Source organism: Natronorubrum tibetense GA33, assembly GCF_000383975.1.
Taxonomy (GTDB): Archaea; Halobacteriota; Halobacteria; order Halobacteriales; family Natrialbaceae; genus Natronorubrum; species Natronorubrum tibetense.
On record NZ_KB913017.1, the window covers coordinates 206,760 to 224,195 of the forward strand.

The 17,436-nt window shown below is 61.9% G+C and carries 18 protein-coding genes; 7 read left to right on the plus strand and 11 right to left on the minus strand.

Annotated features, from left to right (window positions below):
- Positions 1-73 precede the first annotated feature (73 nt).
- Entirely contained in the window at positions 74-1,300 is a 1,227-nt protein-coding gene (locus NATTI_RS0101075) for a DUF7504 family protein (protein WP_241434378.1), read from the minus strand.
- 189 nt (positions 1,301-1,489) lie between these two features.
- Here NATTI_RS0101075 and NATTI_RS0101080 point away from each other — a divergent pair, with 189 nt between their 5' ends.
- A complete protein-coding gene (locus NATTI_RS0101080; RefSeq protein WP_006091596.1) occupies positions 1,490-1,957 on the plus strand; it encodes a DUF7344 domain-containing protein in 468 nt (155 codons plus the stop codon).
- A gap of 75 nt (positions 1,958-2,032) precedes the next feature.
- Here NATTI_RS0101080 and NATTI_RS0101085 read toward each other — a convergent pair whose 3' ends face one another.
- Entirely contained in the window at positions 2,033-2,659 is a 627-nt protein-coding gene (locus NATTI_RS0101085; RefSeq protein WP_006091598.1) for an RAD55 family ATPase, read from the minus strand.
- A gap of 593 nt (positions 2,660-3,252) precedes the next feature.
- Here NATTI_RS0101085 and pyrB point away from each other — a divergent pair.
- The 4 genes from pyrB to NATTI_RS0101110 all read left to right on the plus strand — a co-directional run bounded on the left by pyrB (position 3,253) and on the right by NATTI_RS0101110 (position 7,305).
- Positions 3,253-4,182, plus strand: a complete 930-nt coding sequence (pyrB, locus tag NATTI_RS0101090) for an aspartate carbamoyltransferase (protein ID WP_006091600.1) — start codon at positions 3,253-3,255, stop codon at positions 4,180-4,182.
- Positions 4,169-4,681, plus strand: a complete 513-nt coding sequence (gene pyrI / locus NATTI_RS0101095; protein ID WP_006091601.1) for an aspartate carbamoyltransferase regulatory subunit — start codon at positions 4,169-4,171, stop codon at positions 4,679-4,681. Before pyrB ends, pyrI begins: the two co-directional genes overlap by 14 nt.
- Before the next feature lie 360 nt (positions 4,682-5,041).
- Positions 5,042-5,881: a hypothetical protein gene (locus NATTI_RS0101105; protein ID WP_006091605.1), complete on the plus strand. Its 840-nt coding sequence runs from the start codon at positions 5,042-5,044 to the stop codon at positions 5,879-5,881.
- Positions 5,882-6,159: 278 nt separating this feature from the next.
- Positions 6,160-7,305, plus strand: coding sequence for a hypothetical protein (locus NATTI_RS0101110; RefSeq protein ID WP_006091606.1), 1,146 nt, complete (start codon positions 6,160-6,162; stop codon positions 7,303-7,305).
- A gap of 219 nt (positions 7,306-7,524) precedes the next feature.
- On the opposite strand, the gene NATTI_RS0101120 is transcribed toward NATTI_RS0101110, so the two are convergent.
- The 9 genes from NATTI_RS0101120 to NATTI_RS0101160 form a co-directional block, all read right to left on the minus strand.
- Positions 7,525-8,421, minus strand: a complete 897-nt coding sequence (locus tag NATTI_RS0101120; protein WP_006091608.1) for a hypothetical protein — start codon at positions 8,419-8,421, stop codon at positions 7,525-7,527.
- Positions 8,422-8,541: 120 nt separating this feature from the next.
- Positions 8,542-9,309: an enoyl-CoA hydratase/isomerase family protein gene (locus NATTI_RS0101125; RefSeq protein ID WP_006091610.1), complete on the minus strand. Its 768-nt coding sequence runs from the start codon at positions 9,307-9,309 to the stop codon at positions 8,542-8,544.
- A 186-nt stretch (positions 9,310-9,495) separates the two neighbouring features.
- The gene (locus tag NATTI_RS0101130) at positions 9,496-10,164 is read right to left on the minus strand and encodes a helix-turn-helix domain-containing protein (RefSeq protein WP_006091612.1); all 669 of its coding nucleotides are present in this window, start codon (positions 10,162-10,164) and stop codon (positions 9,496-9,498) included.
- 269 nt (positions 10,165-10,433) lie between these two features.
- On the minus strand, positions 10,434-11,006 hold the full coding sequence (mobB, locus tag NATTI_RS0101135) for a molybdopterin-guanine dinucleotide biosynthesis protein B (protein WP_006091614.1): 573 nt from the start codon (positions 11,004-11,006) through the stop codon (positions 10,434-10,436).
- A 202-nt stretch (positions 11,007-11,208) separates the two neighbouring features.
- Entirely contained in the window at positions 11,209-11,355 is a 147-nt protein-coding gene (locus NATTI_RS0101140; RefSeq protein WP_006091615.1) for a hypothetical protein, read from the minus strand.
- A 123-nt stretch (positions 11,356-11,478) separates the two neighbouring features.
- Positions 11,479-11,787: a HalOD1 output domain-containing protein gene (locus tag NATTI_RS0101145; protein WP_006091617.1), complete on the minus strand. Its 309-nt coding sequence runs from the start codon at positions 11,785-11,787 to the stop codon at positions 11,479-11,481.
- A gap of 124 nt (positions 11,788-11,911) precedes the next feature.
- A complete protein-coding gene (locus NATTI_RS0101150) occupies positions 11,912-12,577 on the minus strand; it encodes an MBL fold metallo-hydrolase (protein ID WP_006091618.1) in 666 nt (221 codons plus the stop codon).
- A 143-nt stretch (positions 12,578-12,720) separates the two neighbouring features.
- Entirely contained in the window at positions 12,721-13,146 is a 426-nt protein-coding gene (locus NATTI_RS0101155) for a hypothetical protein (protein ID WP_006091619.1), read from the minus strand.
- Position 13,147: 1 nt separating this feature from the next.
- A complete protein-coding gene (locus tag NATTI_RS0101160) occupies positions 13,148-14,218 on the minus strand; it encodes a hypothetical protein (RefSeq protein ID WP_006091621.1) in 1,071 nt (356 codons plus the stop codon).
- An 851-nt stretch (positions 14,219-15,069) separates the two neighbouring features.
- Here NATTI_RS0101160 and NATTI_RS0101170 point away from each other — a divergent pair.
- Both NATTI_RS0101170 and NATTI_RS0101175 read left to right on the plus strand, forming a co-directional pair.
- On the plus strand, positions 15,070-16,605 hold the full coding sequence (locus tag NATTI_RS0101170) for a hypothetical protein (RefSeq protein WP_006091622.1): 1,536 nt from the start codon (positions 15,070-15,072) through the stop codon (positions 16,603-16,605).
- A gap of 243 nt (positions 16,606-16,848) precedes the next feature.
- Positions 16,849-17,151 (plus strand): HalOD1 output domain-containing protein, encoded by a 303-nt coding sequence (locus NATTI_RS0101175; protein WP_006091624.1) that lies wholly within the window; start codon positions 16,849-16,851, stop codon positions 17,149-17,151.
- The last annotated feature ends 285 nt before the right edge of the window (positions 17,152-17,436 follow it).

Below are 17,436 nucleotides of genomic sequence, written 5' to 3' on the forward strand. Positions count from 1 at the left end.
CGTCTCGTCGGCTTCGGATCGTTCGTTCCGGTCGATCAGCGACCGTCGACGGGCCGGTCGGGTCGTCACGTTGCTACCGCGAGTCCCGCAACGCGAACCAGTCGGTCGTGTAGTTGCTCTCGTGGAGGTGCCAGCGCTGTTCGGCGCCGGACTCCCCGACACGGAGTTCAACCGTCGCGTCGAACAGTGCCTCGAGTTGCCGAACAGTCTTCGACGATCGCTCGATCGGAAGGACGTAGTGTCCCAGCGCTGAGACCGCTTTGACCGACTGGCAGACGGACTCGAGAAACCGCTCGGTCACCTCGACGTCTCGGTCTTCGACGATCGGGCGCAACGAGTCGACGCAGAGACGGATTGTAGCTGGGTTCGGCTCAGTTTCGGCTGCCGTGATCATCCGGAGCGCCGAATCGATGGCGTCCTCGAGACCGTCGATGTCGTCGGGTTCGGCGGCGATTCTGGGCGTCGGACCGATATCAACAGTGGAATGGCTGCCCACAGCAGACCGTGCGGTTGCCGCGTAGTCGACGACCTGCGCCGTCGATGCGTCTTCGGGGGAGAGTCGCGTGTAGACGACGTCGATATCGCGATCGAGCAGGGCGAACAGGCGGCGTCGGTCGCGTCCTCGGTCGCCCATGAGGCTGGTGCTCGCGACGTCGACGAGGTCGTCCGGGACGGCACCGACGACCAGTACGTTGCCCCCGACTCGTTTCAGTCGCCTGAGCGTCGAGCCGGCAGCGATCGTTCCGTCCGGGCGCACGACGACATCGTATCCGAGCGTCGAGAGCCCGACGGTCGCGCCCGACCGCGGTGCGCCGTTCCGTCGGCGTCCGTTGAGTCGTTCGACAGCGTCGAGATCGATGGTGTCCGCAATCGCCGACCGGATGTACGCCCGATCGTGATCGGTCTGCGCGGCGACCGCCGAGACGACCCGAACCGTTGTGTCGTTCTCACGGGCGACGTCGACGTCGGATACGTGGGACCAGTCGTCGATCGCCGGCAGTTCGTCCGAGTCGGAGAGAGTCACTCGGCCGTCGGCGGTCATCCGAACACGCTGGTTCGCGTAGGAAAACGTGACAACCGGCCACGCGCCGCGATTCGACTGGTCGCCGCTCTCGAGGAGGTCGTCGAGCGCGTCCGGATCGACGGTCTCGTTCAACTGCGGGAGTTCCATCGGTGAGACGCCGGTTTCGTCCGCGACCCGTTTCACCACCGCCACACCGGACCGCATCTGCACTCCCCCGTCCATAACCCGGCGACGGGAGAACTGGTCCCTCCCGCCCCGAGAGGTATCCTTCGTCATCTGGATCTGCGTAGGCGTGGCGCGTACGAATAGTTCGTGCATAGTTTCACGGAGAACATGAACCGTGAAAATTAGGAAACGGGTGAAACGTACTGTACGTCACGTCGTTTCGTCTCTTTTCCTTTCGGATACGTCAATTCGGTATTCTCCTAGTACGTTTATTACCGTCCCGGGACTGGCTACGAATATATGGTCGATTTCAGCCCGGAGGATACGGGCGGGCGATCCTCGACGCGTGACCGCCGCTTCGACCCCCCATCCCGGTCCGAACGCGGGTCGCCGATCGACGAGTTGCTCGTCCTCCTCAGTCATCAGCGCCGGCGCGACGTGCTGTACTACCTCAGCGATCATGAGGTCGCCAGTCTCGAGTCGCTGGCGGCGACGATCGCCGCGAACGAAGCGGGGGTGGCTGCGGAACGAGTCTCCGCCGAGCGGCGCGAGTCCGTCCTCATCGATCTCTACCACAACCACCTGCCGAAACTGACGGATCGAAAGCTGGTCGAGTACGACCACCGTAGCGGGGCAATCAGGTGGTCTTCGCCACCGGCGCTGTTCGACGAACTCCTCGAGTGCTGTTACTCCCTCGAGTCGACCGACGGGTCAGCGACGGATGACGGGTCGGAGACGGACGACGAGTCCGACACGAACGGCACCTGACGACCGCTGTCGCCGGCCCGCTCGCTCGGCAGGTACGGCCCAATAGCGACCGGGAGGTGTCCGCGTTAGGTCTACTCAGGCGATATCCCGGCTCGTGTCGATCGCCACCTCTTCGGTCAACTCGAGTTTGATCGCCTCGGTCGGCTGGGCGCCGCCGCGGAACTTGGGAATCGTGAGGTGATTCTCGAGTTCGCTGCCGGCCGTCTTGGTCCGGAGATGGAAAACGGCGTCGGCGGCGTGGATCGTCCGCGTCCGCCCGTTGGGGACATCGGTGCCTTCCAGACAGTGTAACACTGCGATCGAACCGGTCTCGAGCATCTGTGACTTGAGTTCGTTGAGAAAGGTGACGTACTCGTCGGTGTCGGCGTGTTCCAAAACGTCTATCGTGTCGATGATGAGATTTGCCCCGTCGGGGAGTGCACCGATGAGACGGGTCGCCTCCTCGAGCGGGTCGTCGCTGGTGACGTGTCGGACGGTCGGACTGCCGACCTCGGAGGGTGAGGCCTCGATCGCGTGACGGACGGCGTCGTCCGATCGCTCGGTCGAGAGATACAGGGTGCCGCGGGCGGCCGTGAGTTCGTAGAGGAGCAGCTCCGATTGGCTGGCCGGCTGGGCGGTGTATGCGACGATACACCCCGGCGGTAACCCGCCGTCGAGTTTCCGATCCAGCACGTCGATCCCGGTATCCAGTCGACCGACCATACAATTGTGACCAGTAGCCACAGCGCCCGCATAACTCTTTGGCTTCGAATTAGTTCTTAGAAACAAATCAGTTTGTCCTGTAAATATAGTAGCCACTGAAAGGCAATGCGCGCCTGATCGCACGATGGCAGCGCGGTTCGGAGCGAACGAAGTGAGCGAGAACCGCGGGAATGCGAATACGCGGGATCAAAGATCTCGCGGACCATGCGAACGAGCAGTGCGCGGCGCTACGCGCCGCGACTGCCGAGACGAGCGCGGAACCGAAGGTTCCGCGAGCAGTCGAACGGGTGCGTGGCACCCGTGAGACGACAGCGGGGCCGTCTCGCAGCGCCCGTGAGCAGACGATGAGCCCTGCGAGCCGTGAGCTGTGCGATCAGTGTGTAAATTGTTTCAGTTGTTACTATATACTGGTGTTCGCCTCTCCACCGACGCCCGAGCGCAGCGCTGCGGGCTGCCATCGACGCGCTCTGTGGATGTTCGATACGCAGCGAACTGATCGACGGTTGACCCTGCAAGAGATGGTCCGTCCCGGGGTCGTCCTGACGACGCCGAATGGAGAGATTCAAGGGCTCGGCAGGAGCCAACACGAACGAATGCGACACGATCACCTCATCACGAGCAAACAACTCTCGCGGGCGGACATCGAGACCGTCCTCGACCGGGCGGCCGAAATCGACGCCGATCCGTCGGCCGTCGCCGACCGTCACGCGAACCGATTGCTCGGCCTGCTCTTTTTCGAACCGAGTACGCGGACGAAGATGAGCTTCGAAACCGCGATGAAACGCCTCGGCGGCGACGTCGTCGACATGGGTTCGGTCGAATCCTCGAGCGTCAAAAAAGGCGAGACGCTCGCCGACACCGTCCGAGTCATCGAGGGCTACGCCGACGCGCTCGTCTTGCGCCACCCCAAGCAGGGCGCGGCGACGATGGCCAGCGAGTTCGTCGACATCCCGCTGCTGAACGCCGGCGACGGCGCGGGCCACCACCCCACGCAGACGCTGCTCGACCTCTACACGATCCGCGAGAACGCCGGGCTCGACGACCTCACCATCGGCGTCATGGGCGATTTAAAGTACGGTCGGACCGTCCACTCGCTGGCCTACGCGCTGACGAACTTCGACGCGCGCCAGCACTTCGTCAGCCCCGAGAGCCTCCAGTTGCCTCGCGAGGTCGTCTACGACCTCCATCAGGCCGACGGCGCCGGCATCCGCGAACACGACTCGCTCGAGGAGGTCCTCCCCTCGCTCGACGTCCTCTACGTCACCCGCATCCAGCGCGAGCGGTTCCCGGACGAACAGGAGTACCAGAAAGTCGCCGGCGAGTACCAGATTGACATGGAGACGCTCGAGGCCGCAAGCGACGACCTGACCATCATGCATCCGCTGCCGCGGGTCGACGAAATCGCGCCGACAATCGACGAGACCGAGTACGCGGCCTACTTCGAGCAGGCGCACAACGGGGTGCCGGTACGGATGGCGCTGCTCGATCTGTTCCTGCAAGACGGAGGTGATGGCGATGAGTAATGGAGGTGACGAGCGCACGAACGCCGGCGACTCCGACGGCGGCAACGATCACCAGTTGCGCGTCAGCAAGATCCGCAGCGGCACCGTGATCGACCACGTCCGCGGCGGACAGGCGCTGAACGTGCTCGCGATTCTCGGCATCGACGGCAGCGAGGGCGAGGAGCTCTCGGTCGGAATGAACGTCCCGTCGGATCGACTCGCGCGCAAAGATATCGTGAAGGTCGAGGGTCGGGAACTCAGTCAGGACGAGGTCGACGTGCTCTCGTTGATCGCGCCGGACGCGACGATCAACATCGTCCGAGACTACGAAGTGATCGAGAAACACCGCGTCGATCGCCCCGAGATCGTCGAAGACGTGCTCTCCTGTCCCAACGCGGGCTGTATCACGACCGGCGACGAACCGGTGACGTCCCAGTTCGAGGTGCTCGACGACGGCGTTCGCTGTGCGTACTGCGGAACGATCGTCCGCGAGGAGATCGCGTCGCTGATCGACACCTGACGGGTGAAATTTGCCGACGACTGAAATCCGGTAAACCGTTCTTCATTTCTAGAGAACTATCCAGAATATCTAAGTGGGCTGCAATGTAGTGTCTACGTGTACATGTCTCGTACAGTCAAAATCCTGGTCGCCCTGTTCGTTATCGCCGTCCTCTGGAAAGTCGTGCTCAGCGGCTCCTCCGACGTCGATATCGAAGAGGTCGACTACGATCCAGTCGAGTAAGGTATAGTAGCCACTGAACGTCACTGCATATCTGACCGCACGACCGCTGTGCGATCAGCGTGTACATCGTTTCAGTTGGTACTATCGAGAACCGTTCGATTCCGAACGGCTTACGGATGCGGCGCCGTACTCTGAAGTATGTACGGCGTCGTCACGCGCAACGCAGACGAAGTCCGCTGGCCGGAGTTCGACCGCGGCTTTTACGAGGTCAAAGATGTCACCGGCCGGTCCGCCGAACCGATCGAAGACGGCGTGAACATGGTGTCCTGTTTCGGCGACAACGCCGCCGCGGACGCCGACCCGTCGCTGGTCGCCGTCGACGACCTCGGACGGCCGGCCACGCGTGACCGGACGTACTTCGATTGGGCCTACATCTGCCCCAGTCGACAGGACTACCGGGAAGGCCTGTTCGAAATTATCGACGACTGCGTCTCGGCCAACGAGGACGTTCGTCTCGACGATATCGGCTTCCCGCGGGCCGAATACTGTCGCTGTGGCGTCTGCGAGGAATCGTTCAAGGCAAGCGAGTACGACGACCGCTTCGAGTGGCGCGCCGCCGTCATCACCGAGTTCGTCGAGGAAGCCGTCGAGCGCATCCCCGGCACCGTCTACATGACGCTCTACCCCGATCCCTACCCCGGTCACCTCTACGAGCGAGCGGGGATCGACCTCGAGGCGCTCGAAGAACACGTCGACGAGTTCGTCGTCCCGCTGTACGACATGGCCTACGAAACGACCTACTGGCTCGAGACCATCGCTCGGGGCTTTGAGAGCGCGCTCGAGACGCCATTCAATATCGAATTGTACGCGGTAAACATCGATATCGACAACCTGATCCACGCCACCGAAGTCGCTGACGCCTACGGGAAGGACGTGTTCTTCGGCTACGAGGCGAGCAACGCCCGGGGGGCGCTGCGACGCATGCAGGCCGACGAGCGCGACGGCGTCACCCACGGCGAGCCGGATTCGGACTCCTAACCGAGCTATCGAGACGCGTCAACGGACAATTACTGCGTGGTTCGCCCGTGTCGTTCACGGTGACACGCGAGCACGCACGGAATCGCGATGGTTCGAACTGCTCGAAGTGACAGTCGGTGCTCGTGATCATTGTCTATCGTTTCTCGCAGTCTCTGGAGTGTGGCGCGTCGTTTCGATAGTTCGTCTCACTCTTCCGCGTGGAACTGACGGCGACCTTTATTGGAGCCTCCGTCTCCCTGCTGGGTGAGCGAGGATCGACGATCCTCGAGTGATTTCCGATGAGAGACAACCAGCAATCCGCCCAGTCCCAGCACGAACCGACCGAACAGCTTCAGCAGTCGACGATGAACCAGGGCCAGGCGGCCATCGAACAGGCGATCGACCTCCAGCGGAACATCGCGCGAATGACCCTGAGCGCGATGCAGTGGCAGGACACGGCCCAGAAGCAGGGTTTCGAAATCACGAAGTCGATGATGCAGGGGTTCCCAGGCCGGCGGTTCACCCAGTCGATGATGGAGAGCTATCTGCAGGGGCTCGAGGCCGTCATGCCGGAGATGGAACGCGCGATGGAGAAGGGAATGCAGGCGGCCACGCAAGCCCAGCCGGGGCAGGGCCAGCAGATTGGAACTCGGCACCAGTCCAGTCAACGGATGGGGCAATCGGGCCAACAGTACGAAAGCCAGCAGCCGATGGGCGGTCAGCACCAGTCGGGACAGCAGTTCGGCGGCCAGATGGGCGACCAGCGGTCGACTGAACGGATGAGTGGCCAGCAGATGGGCGGCCAACCCCAGTTCAGCCAACCGACGAGCCAGCACACCCACCAGCAAGAGCAGCAGTACCCCCAGACTGGCGAGTGGGTCTCGCAAGCGGGGACGTACGGCGGTGAAGCGTCTGGATCGGCCAGCCAGCAACGATCCCAGCAGATGGGCCCCGGCAGCCACTCCGACCAGGAATCCCAGCCTCACGCCGAGCGTCAATCTCAGCCTCGGCCCGACGAGTCCCAGTCCCAGCCGACCGACGCGGGCTCCCAACAGGGACAGTTCGGCCACGAGACACGACAGGGATCGCAGCCGCAGCAACACGGCGGTGACCAGCCGACTCGAGGACGCGAGCAAGAACACCGTCAGGATCGGGGGTTCGGCCAGTCGATGCCGCCACAGCAGTCGTCGCAGCCTCGCAACGAACGAGGCCGGTACTCACAGCGAATCGATACGGGCCACCATGAGTCCGAGCGGGGTCGGCAGCGACAGCCGATCGCTCAGGGACAGCGCGACGGTGGCTCCGATTCGGGCGAGTTCGACTCGTCCGACGAGGAGATCGACCGCGACTTCGACCAGGAGGAGATGCCACAGGACGACATGGAGGTCTCCGCCGAGCGAGGACGGGACGACACCGACGACGAAGCCGACGAACAGGAAGAGTAGCGACGCCCGCCGCTTCCACCTGCGTTAGTCCTGTCGACGGACTTCCTCGGCTCTCACTCTTTTTTAATGGGCTCGGTGGGTCGAACCGTCATACCGTTCGTCCTCTCGTGAGACGTTAGTCTCCTCGAGCGGTCGATCGACAGTCGTTGTCCAGTCGAACAAAAAGAACGGGTTCGAAGGCGGCTCCCGATGGTGACTCGAAACGATACGGGATCGGAACTACCGGGTGTCTCGGTCGTCGAGGACATCGTCATCGTCGTCGTCCCCGATGAGGTCGTCATCGTCGTCAGTGAGTCCCTCGTCGTCGTCCCCGATCAGATCGTCATCGTCGTCACCAATGAGATCGTCATCGTTGTCGTCGGTGAGGCCATCGTCGTCGTCACCGATCAGGCTGTCATCATCGTCGGTAAGGCCGTCGTCATCGTCACCAATGAGATCGTCATCGTTGTCGTCACCGATCAGACCATCATCGTCGTCGGTGAGCCCATCATCGTCGTCACCGATGAGGTCGTCATCGCTGTCGTCGGTAAGGCCATCGTCGTCGTCACCGATCAGGCTGTCATCATCGTCGGTAAGGCCGTCGTCATCGTCGCCGATGAGATCGTCGTCGCTGTCGTCGGTAAGACCATCATCGTCGTCGCCGATCAGGCTGTCATCGTCGTCAGTGAATCCGTCGTCGTCATCGTCACCGATGAGGCCGTCATCGTCGTCACCGATGAGGTCGTCGTCGCCTGCCCCAGTTCCGTGATCCGTATCGGTGCCGGCGCCCGCCGCGCCAGCACCGGTTCCGGTATCCGTGTCGTCCGATCTGGTCGAGCCGGCGTCCAGGTCCGAGGCGCCGCCGGTACTGGTCGAGCCGCCGCCGGAGCTGCCGGCGAGGTCGCTCTCGAGGTGGACCTCGTCGCTCGTCACCTGGGCTACCGAGCCCTCCTGGAGCGGGTACGTGTCTTCGTCGGTACCACCCCAGCCGAGTTTCGCTTTGATCGTGTCTGCGATTCCGGGGTCCGGTTCGACGTGGGCTGTGCCGTGTTCGACGTCCGCGACGAGACCGACTTCTTCGCCGTTTGCGTTCACAACGGTCTTGCCGATGTCGTCGTCGGTAAACTCTGGAGACATTACACTCTACTAGACGGCGAACCCGTGGAAGTTGGTGGTGCTTGCGGTGGCTTGCGGTTCGAGTAGTGACACGTTCCGTGTCGGCTCCGATCGAACTCCGGATCCGACGTATTGGTCCGTTTACGTATCGAATTCGGGATCGCGGCCTTCGAGGAACGCCGAGACGCCTTCCTCGTGTGCCTCGGAGGTTCGAGCCTGCACCTGCAGGAGGTTCTCGTAGTCGAGGGCCTCCGACCAGTGGCGACCCATGTTCTCGTGCATCGCCTGTTTCATCATGCCGACGATCTCCGTCGGCCGGTTTCGCAGTTGGTCGACGGTCTCCTCGACGTGCTCGTCCAGTTCGTCGGCCGGGACGGTCTCGTTGACTAACTCGAGGTCTGCCGCCCGCTCGGCACCGAAGAACTCGCCGGTGAACGCGAGTTTCTTCGCGGCCCGGAGACCGATAATGTGTGGCAACATGAACGTCCCGCCGGTGTCGGGAATGAGGCCGACGCGGACGAACGCACAGGAGAACGTCGCGTCCTCGGCGGCGTAGGCGATGTCCGCGAGCGCGACGACCGCCAACCCGGCACCGATGGCGTCGCCGTTGACCTTCGCGACGATTGGGACGGACGACTCGAGCATCGCTTCGACGACCCGTCCAAAGCTATCGGTGACGGATTCGTAGGCGTCCCGCGCCGAAGCCGGGCCCTCGGACAGCGCCTGCAGATCGCCGCCGGCGCTGAACGCGTCGCCCTCGCCCGTGAGGACGATCACGTGGTGTTCTTCCGGCGAGGCGTCGTCGATCGTCTCGGCGAGCGTGACGGCGGTCTCTCTCGTCATGGCGTTGAGCGCACCTGGTCGGTCGAACGCGATCCGCAGGATTCCGTCGTCGGTGTCGACGTGCATGACTCGACAGTGATTGGCGCGCGACATAACGGTACTCGTTCGCAGCCGTGGCATCGGCCGCCGGAGCGCAGTCGCTGAGCGATCGGCTGGGAACGAACGTTCGTGAAAACATCGACTGTCGGAATGCCGGATGGAAGCCGGCGTCGTGCAGTCTCGAGCGATAGCTGTCGGCTACCCGGGGTCGGTTCAGTCGGACGGCATCGGCGGGGCGACGGTCTCGTCTTCGGAGACGTTCAGCTCCGAAGTGACGAGGGCCCGGTAGGCGCGGCGGAGTCGCTCCGAGAGCGCCTGATGGGAGATCCCCAACTCCTCGGAAAGCTCCTGCATCGATACCTCGCGCGGGATCTCGAAGTAGCCGTGGTCGATCGCCGCGACGAGCGTCTCGTACTGGCGAGCGGTGAGACCACACTGGGAGTGGCTCTCCTCCGCCAGATCGAACAGCCGAACGATCGTCGGCGCGACATCCTCCTCGTCGAGTCGGTCGTAGAGTGAACTCACGCTCTCCCGGTCGGTGAACCGAATGCTCAGCAGCCACGTGCCATTCGAGGCCGACGCGCTCAGTATCGTCCCGCGCTCCTCGATGACGAGATCGAAGACATCGGCCGTGTCCGGTTCGAACTCGATGTCGTATAGCCACCGATCCTCGTCGCTGTTGATCAACGCGTGGCCACCGATCGCGGTGGCGTCGTCCAGTGCCTCCTCGACGGCGTCCTGTGACGGACCCGACAGCCAGAGGCCGTGACCGCTCGAGGCGATCACTCGCTCCATCTCACAGGTGAGCGATGGGACGGCCTCGAACAGCTCGCCGGCGCCAGTTCCCTCCGCGGGAATCTCGATGTCTGCAATCGATGTCATGATTCTCAATCACTGCTACAACGACGATCCCAATAACCCCACTTCCAAAGGGATTAGCCGCGACGAAGCCGAATTACAGTTCGAATGGTTGGTTCCGAACCGAGGTTATTCACGCTATCTTATCAGAAAACTAGTACTGGTGACGAGACGTCCCGACGCGTGGGAGTACAGCGACGGGTGGGACAGTACCGAACCCCCATCGAATGATCGGGATCTGATCGGTCGCGATAGAGTCGGCTGCCAGAAGGTCCAACCTGAACGAATCGTCGTTAGCGTTCGTCACGTTTGAGCGACTCGTCGTCGGAACGGTCGTGAGCAGAAATCGGCTCGAGCGAGCGGATCGTCGCCACGAGGTCGTCGACGGCATCCGATCCGCGACCGACGATCTCGCCGCCGACGGCGGACGGGTCTCGGTCACCGACGAGAATCGTCGGCAACGGAGCCGCCGAGAAGCCCTCGACGACGACGAACGTGTAGCCCCGGCGCTCGAGGCGCGCGAGCGTGCTCTCGAGCGCTTGCAGTTCGGAGTCGTCGGCGTCGGCATCGTCCGTACCGAAGAGGTCGCTACCGTCGAGCGAATCGAGCGGGTCGCGTTTCCCGCGCGTGCTGATATCGAAGGTGAGTTCGGGGGTAACACCGACGACCGTTTCGGCACCCGCAGTTCTGTGGCGATGCGTATCGGTGCCGGGCGTATCGATCTCGATATCGTGATGGATCGATTTGACGGTCGCGATGCGCCCGTGCTCGGCCAGTTCCGGAACGAGGGCCTCGACGAGCGTCGTCTTGCCGGAATCGCTCGGGCCGGCGAGACAGACGATTCGGAGCGACGACCCGTGACTCATACACTCACACGCTCGATTAGAGACACGAACACAAGAGACGTTCGACAGGACCGTCGGGAAATTGCAAGCTACCTGACTCGAGTGTCCGTGTCGCCCGCTCGGTCAGTACGGCCCGTTGCGATCGCCTCGTGGCGGCTGTGGTTCCGGCGACCCCTGACCGCCCTGTTGTCCGTCCGTCGGCGACGGCGTCGTTCCGCAGATCTCACACGAAATCACCCTCGTCGGTATCGGTGAAGCCCTCGAGCAGTTGCTCACTGATCGGGTCGCTGCTGGGGATCTGGACCTCCCGCACGCGGTCGACGACCGCGCGTCTGATCTCATCGTCGGTCTCGGGTGGCTCGGCAGACATAGGTGAGCGCTCGACCCGGAGCGACCAATCCGCACGCACCCGCTCGGGTAGCCGCGTTCGGTCCCAGCGATCGCTCACGACAGCGATACAAAAAATCGGTAGAACGCGGTCCGTAATCGCTCCCTACGTCGGCGCGAGGTGATCACCGTTGCGAACACAGACGCAGTCGCGGTGGGTGACGACGACTGTGTGATCGTCAGTCGCGAATTCGACGCTGACAGTACTCTCAGTCCCCTCCGCGTGGGTGAGGAGACTGTCCAACGCTTCGGTCTCGACCTGTTCGTAGAGCGGCTCGAGTTCCCTAATCGGAACGTTCTTTATGACAGATAGTCCCCGCAAAATCATGTGTGTGACCGATTCTGATTCGTCACGCACGGTCCGAATCTCCACACGGTCGTCGTCCGGCCGACGGCTGTGGTTGTGGTGGACCATATCACTTCTCGTGACCGTCCGGGAAAGAGGCTTGTCCCAAATTGAACGGGTATCGGTTCGATTCGGGTGACAGAATTGGGAAGCCACAGCGTCAAAACGCCAGCATACCAGTTCCGTTGTGAAGTTAGAACAATTCGACGCGGATGCCGTCGTCCTCGAGTTCCGCGGCGAACGCCTCGGCGTCGGTTTCGATCGGCTCGAAGGTGTCGTAATGCTCCGGCAACACCAGGTCGGGCTCGACGCTGCGAGCGAAGTCCGCGGCCTCGTGGCGGTCCATCGTGAAGTGACCGCCGATCGGCGGCACGAACACGTCCGCCGTGATCGACTCGTGGTGATCGAGGAAGTCCGTGTCCGACGGGCAGAAGATCGTCGTCTCCTCGAGGTTGAGGAGGAGTCCGATCACTTCGCCCTCGGCGTGGAACGGGGAGCCGTCGTCGTCGACGTGTTCGCCCTCAGGGTCGTTGTAGGCGGGTACCGACTGCACGTCGATCCCTTCGACGGTCGTCTCGCCCTCGTGGGGGAGGTCGACTACGTCGTACGAGAGGTCGCTCGTGTCGACGGCCTCGAAGACCGCGACCGTGACGGCGTCGCCGGCGACCGCCTCGATCGCCTCCGGATCGTAGTGATCGAAGTCGTCGTGGGTGACGAAGATGATGTCTCCGTCACCCGGTTCGTCTTCGAGGACTTCGCTCCACGGATCGATGTAGATGATTCGCCCGTCCTCCGTCTCGAGTCGCTTGCTCGCGTGGCCGATCCGCTCGAACGTGAGTCCCTCGTAGGTGGTGGACATGGTCACTCGAGTGTACGCGGGTTTCGGCCTTATAGGTCGGTGGCTCCGGCAGAAGAGTGTGTTCGTGTGCGGATCTGTTATCCCGCTGACCGTCACTCGACAGCTAATCGGGGTGTCGAGCCGAAAAAAGCGAAACTCGAGTGTCAGTCACCGCAGTCGTTCTGCTCGGTGACGATGCATCCGCTTGCGCTGCCGCCTACGGTCGTATCAGCGTCGTCATCGTCGCCGTTACCGCCGCCGATCGGTGGTCCGCTGCCGGCGTCGTCGTCATCTTTGTCGTCTTTCTCGTCTTCGTCACCGTCGTCTTCACCCTTCTCATCGTCGTCCTTCCAGTCGTCTTTGTCCGACTTGGAGTCATCATCCTTCTCGTCGTCATCCTTCGCATCGTCGTCCTTCTCACCATCTGTCGGCTCTACCGTACCGTCCGGGTCCGGTTCGTCGTCCCCATCCGGGCTATCGTCCATCTCCGGTTCCGGGTCGTCAGAACCCGTGATGGTGGTGTAGACAACGGCGCCCGATATCGTGACTAAGACCACGACGAGCCCGACTATCAGGCTCTGTCGTCGCATCTTAACCGTCGTACTCGTCTACTTCAGTCTCGGAGACGTCGACTGTGATGAAGTACTCGCTCGACGTCCAGTCCTTTTCTTCAGACCAGGCGTTCTCTCCGTCGGCAGACACGTTTGCGTGCGTGGATCCACCGTAGCTCGAGTTTGCGACGAAATCGAACGTGTCGCCGTCGAACTCGTCTTCGTCGACGTAGAACACGAGCGTCTCGCCGTCTTTCGTACCATCGAACTCTGGAACCTCGTCGAAGTCGTCCCGCTCTTCGTTTTCGCTGAAGAAGCCTTCTTCAGAGGACCAGTTGACCTGGAAGTCCCAGGTGCCACCCTGATCTACGTCGAATCCGAGGCCGAGGTTGGCTTCGTTTTCGTCTTCATCGGACCATGGCTCTTCGAGTTCGACCGTAAAGACGCGCTCGCCTTCATCGTGACGCCCGTAGACCGAGAGAACGCCCTCTTGATCAGCGTCGTTACCGTTCTCGGATTCGTTGTTCGGCGACGTCCCGATAAACTCGCTACTGACGACTTCACCACTCGCGTCTCCGCCGGTGTTAGCATCCTGATGGAGGTTGTTCATGATGACTTCGAGGTCTGCGTCAGTGTTTCCAACGACGTTATCGTCAGCGTTGGTCGTGACCGTAACCTCGAGGCGGAGATCGACGTCTTCTGTCGTGTTTGATTCGCCGTTGTTGTCTTCCTCGAAGTGATCAGCACTGATTCCGGAGTGTTCGAGAACGTCTCCTTCGAGCGTTTCATCGAGAGAAACATTGTTCTGGCTTTGGCCACCGATACTCGCGATAGTATGGCGCCCGTCTTCGCCACCGATCGCTTCGGCGTTGCCGTCAGGGTCGATAGCCTGGAGTTCGACAGTAGCTTCGACAGCAGGGTCATTGAGCCCTTCGTATGAGAACTCGATGTTGTCTGCCCATACTTTGATCTTGTCGATCGATCCGTCGTCGCTCGTTCCTTCGATTGTTTCTGCGGAGAACGTGTGATCGCCGACTTCTGCGACGGCACTCCCCGGCATGAGGACTGCGCCACCGATTGCTGCTGCGCCAATACTCCCCGTTCCGATCATGAATTTGCGTCTATTCATTGTTTGTTCGGTATTTGTGTCATCGCGCCCCCCAGCGCTCGACAACTCGAGTCCTGCGTGACCAGGGTGGAGTCGAAACCCGCTCGAGCCCACTGCGATCCCGATAGTCAGATTTGGTGACTATCTTTTTCTCATGATTGCCATCGGCGACTAGCAATGGAACGAACCCATACTTATCACTCGGTCTGCAGTTCTGCTGATGATATTCAGGAAAAGATATTAATACAGCTAGCAATGATCGAGCGCGTTTCTGCTTCCGAATCAACGCGAATCGTCGACAGCTGCTACGTACCCGGTAAAAGAGGGTTTGCACTACCGACCGCTACTTGTGGCTGGTTCGCCAGTGGAGGCTGTCCCCCGCTTCGCAATCGCTCGGTGATGCTGTCACTCGAGCGTCTCCTACACCTCCACATCCGTGGTCGACGCGGGCTCGAGTGTCGTCGGCCGGCCACGGACGCCGGGTTCGGGCCGACGAGCAACGGGCCAACGGCCGTCGACCGAACCGTAGGCGGTGCGCTAACCGAGACGTGATTCCTGCTGAATCGGTCCTCCACGTCAGCACAACTGTTTCGTTCCCCGCGTGAGTCCGCCTATTCGCTTAGTGCTGGGGTAAGTGCTCGAGCAACCGCGACGCCGAAATCGCTTCGACCGTCCGAGAACCCACCGGAGACCGTTGTTCGACCCGTTCGAAAACTGCGACAGTTTCGGGACGGATTACGTCGAATATACGTAATAACCCCCGTTGTGGAGCGGTGGACGTGACTTCAGACGATTCACGCAGTCGGCGGATTGGGCGGCGATCGTATCTGAGAGGGAGTCTCGTCGGATTCGGGATGCTATCGGTCACCGGCGTGGCGGTCGCAGACGAGTCCGAGGACCAGTGTCCCGTCGACGAACCGGACGAGTCCGGAGAGCGGGAGGAACCGAACGAAACCGAAGAACGGGAGGAGACCGAGGAGTCGGACGAAACCGAAGACCAAGACGCGATCGAGGCGCAGTACGAGACCGTCGTCGACGTCGTCGAAGCGGGCGCGGATCCCGAGGGGAACGAATCGATCACACCGGTGTTACGGGAGGTCGTCGACGACGATACGCTCCTCGAGTTCCCGAATGGACGATACTACGTGGACGAGCAATTACGGTTCACCGGGTTCGAAAACGTCGGGTTCGTCGGCGAGAACGCGACGCTGGTTCCGGCAACGTACCACGAGTTCGACGGGCCGCAGTATCGCCTGTTCCGACTGGGGACGAGCGACGCTCCCGGTCGCGACCTCCGGTTCGAGGGCTTCGATGTCGACCAGACGGCCGACGAAACGGGGATCCGGGTCATCAACGCCGAAGTCGAAGACGGTCTCCTCGTCCGGGACGTCACCATCCATGGCGTCCACGACAGCGGGACCTGGGGGCCGGGACTGTTCAACGTTACCGAACCCGACGGCGAAGGGGTGGTCACCCGGTTCCGCGCGGAGGACGGTGCCGTCCACGTCGACGAGACGCCAAACGCGGGGAACAGGTGGCGCGGCGCGACCGGCATCATCGTCAACCCGGCCCACCGCGGAACGATCGTCTTTGAGGACTGCAACCTGGGCGGGTTCCCCGACAACGGGTTGTACTCGTCGAACGAGACCGGGCGCGTCGGTGTCGACGGCGGCCGGTTCCGGAACAGCACCACCGCGTCGATCCGCCTCAGCGGGACGGAGGGCCGGATCAGGGACGCGACAGTCATCGTTGACGATGACCCACACGACTCGAAGGGCCAGCACGCGATTCGACTCGACGGCGGGGGTCAGGCACTCGAGAACGTCACCGTCGACGTCCCACAGCCCAACGGCGACGCGATCAGAATCATGAACGACGTCAACAACGCCTCGATCTCGAACTCCGAACTCACCGTCGGCGAGCGGCCGAACGCCGGAGTTCGAATCGATCCCGAAGCGGGAGCGACGACTCTCGAGGACGTCGCTATCGACATCGACGGCAGTGCCAACGCGGTCCGAATCCTCGGCGGGGATGCCGACCCCGTCGTCCTCGAGGACGTCCGGATCACCGGCGACGCGGCGGGAACCCGAAACCGCCACGCGATCTTCTGTGAACGATCCGGCTGCCGGTTCGTCGGTCTCGACGTCGAACAGGTGGGCGGCGACAGTCGACGCGGCCTCGAACTGCGGGGATCGGAGTACGTCGTCGCCGACAGCGAGTTCGTGACGACGCACACGCCGATCGTCGTCAACGGCGGAGACGACGTCACGATCGAGGACACCGTCGGACGATCCGTCGGTGATGGGTACTCCCTTCGTATCACCCGTGATTCCGGGATCGTCGGCCTCGAGGGCAACGAGTTCCCCGACGGCGTTCGAGACGACCGGTAACGGCGGCTCGAATCGCCGTCCCGAGCCGGTGAGTTGCAGTCCCGATTCGGCACCGCTCTGGAGAAATTCGCGGCCTCGTAGAGCGTTGACTGTATCGAGTGGGTGAGGATAATTGTTCGGTTGACACTCATTTTTAGCTGCTATTTGGAGGTAATAGAATCCAGATACAGTCGATTGATTATATAACCGCCGAAGAATTGGACACGCTTTTATAGAAGAATAATGGCGTTAGGACAAGTAGTCATGGAGCCAGAACCACGCCTCGACGCTACCGCCGGAAGTAACTCACCGACCAGCGTCCACCACGATTTCACGGAGGTCCAGACGGCTTCTCTCGCGGTCATCGAGACCGTCGCGGCCGTCACAGGGACGGACCCGATCGAGCTACCGCCTCTCTACGACGCCATCGATCCGGATGCACTGAACTCGCTTTTCGAACCGCACGAGCGTCGAACTGACTCGGATCTCTGCGTCGAATTTTCGTACAACGGGTTCGACCTCGTCGTTCGCGAGGGTCCGGAGGTTGTCGTTCGACTCGAGGACTGAGCAGTTTTGATGCGGTCATCGTAGGTGCCGGATCGCTTTTCGCGTACGTGCTCGAAGCAGGAGCGAGCCAGCTGGGATTGTGAATATGCTCAGCAACGCTCGCTACGCTGTGCCGTTTTCGTCTAGTTCAAATCACGACTGATCCACGACCCGCCCCTCGCGAATTTGTGCGCAGCAGAGTAGCGGGGCGGGCGCGATTATGAACTACGCCGAGACGGTCCTGCTCGCTCGTTTCACTCGCTGCGCGGGCTGCGACTCGTCTAGTTCAAATCGCTCTAGCCGCTT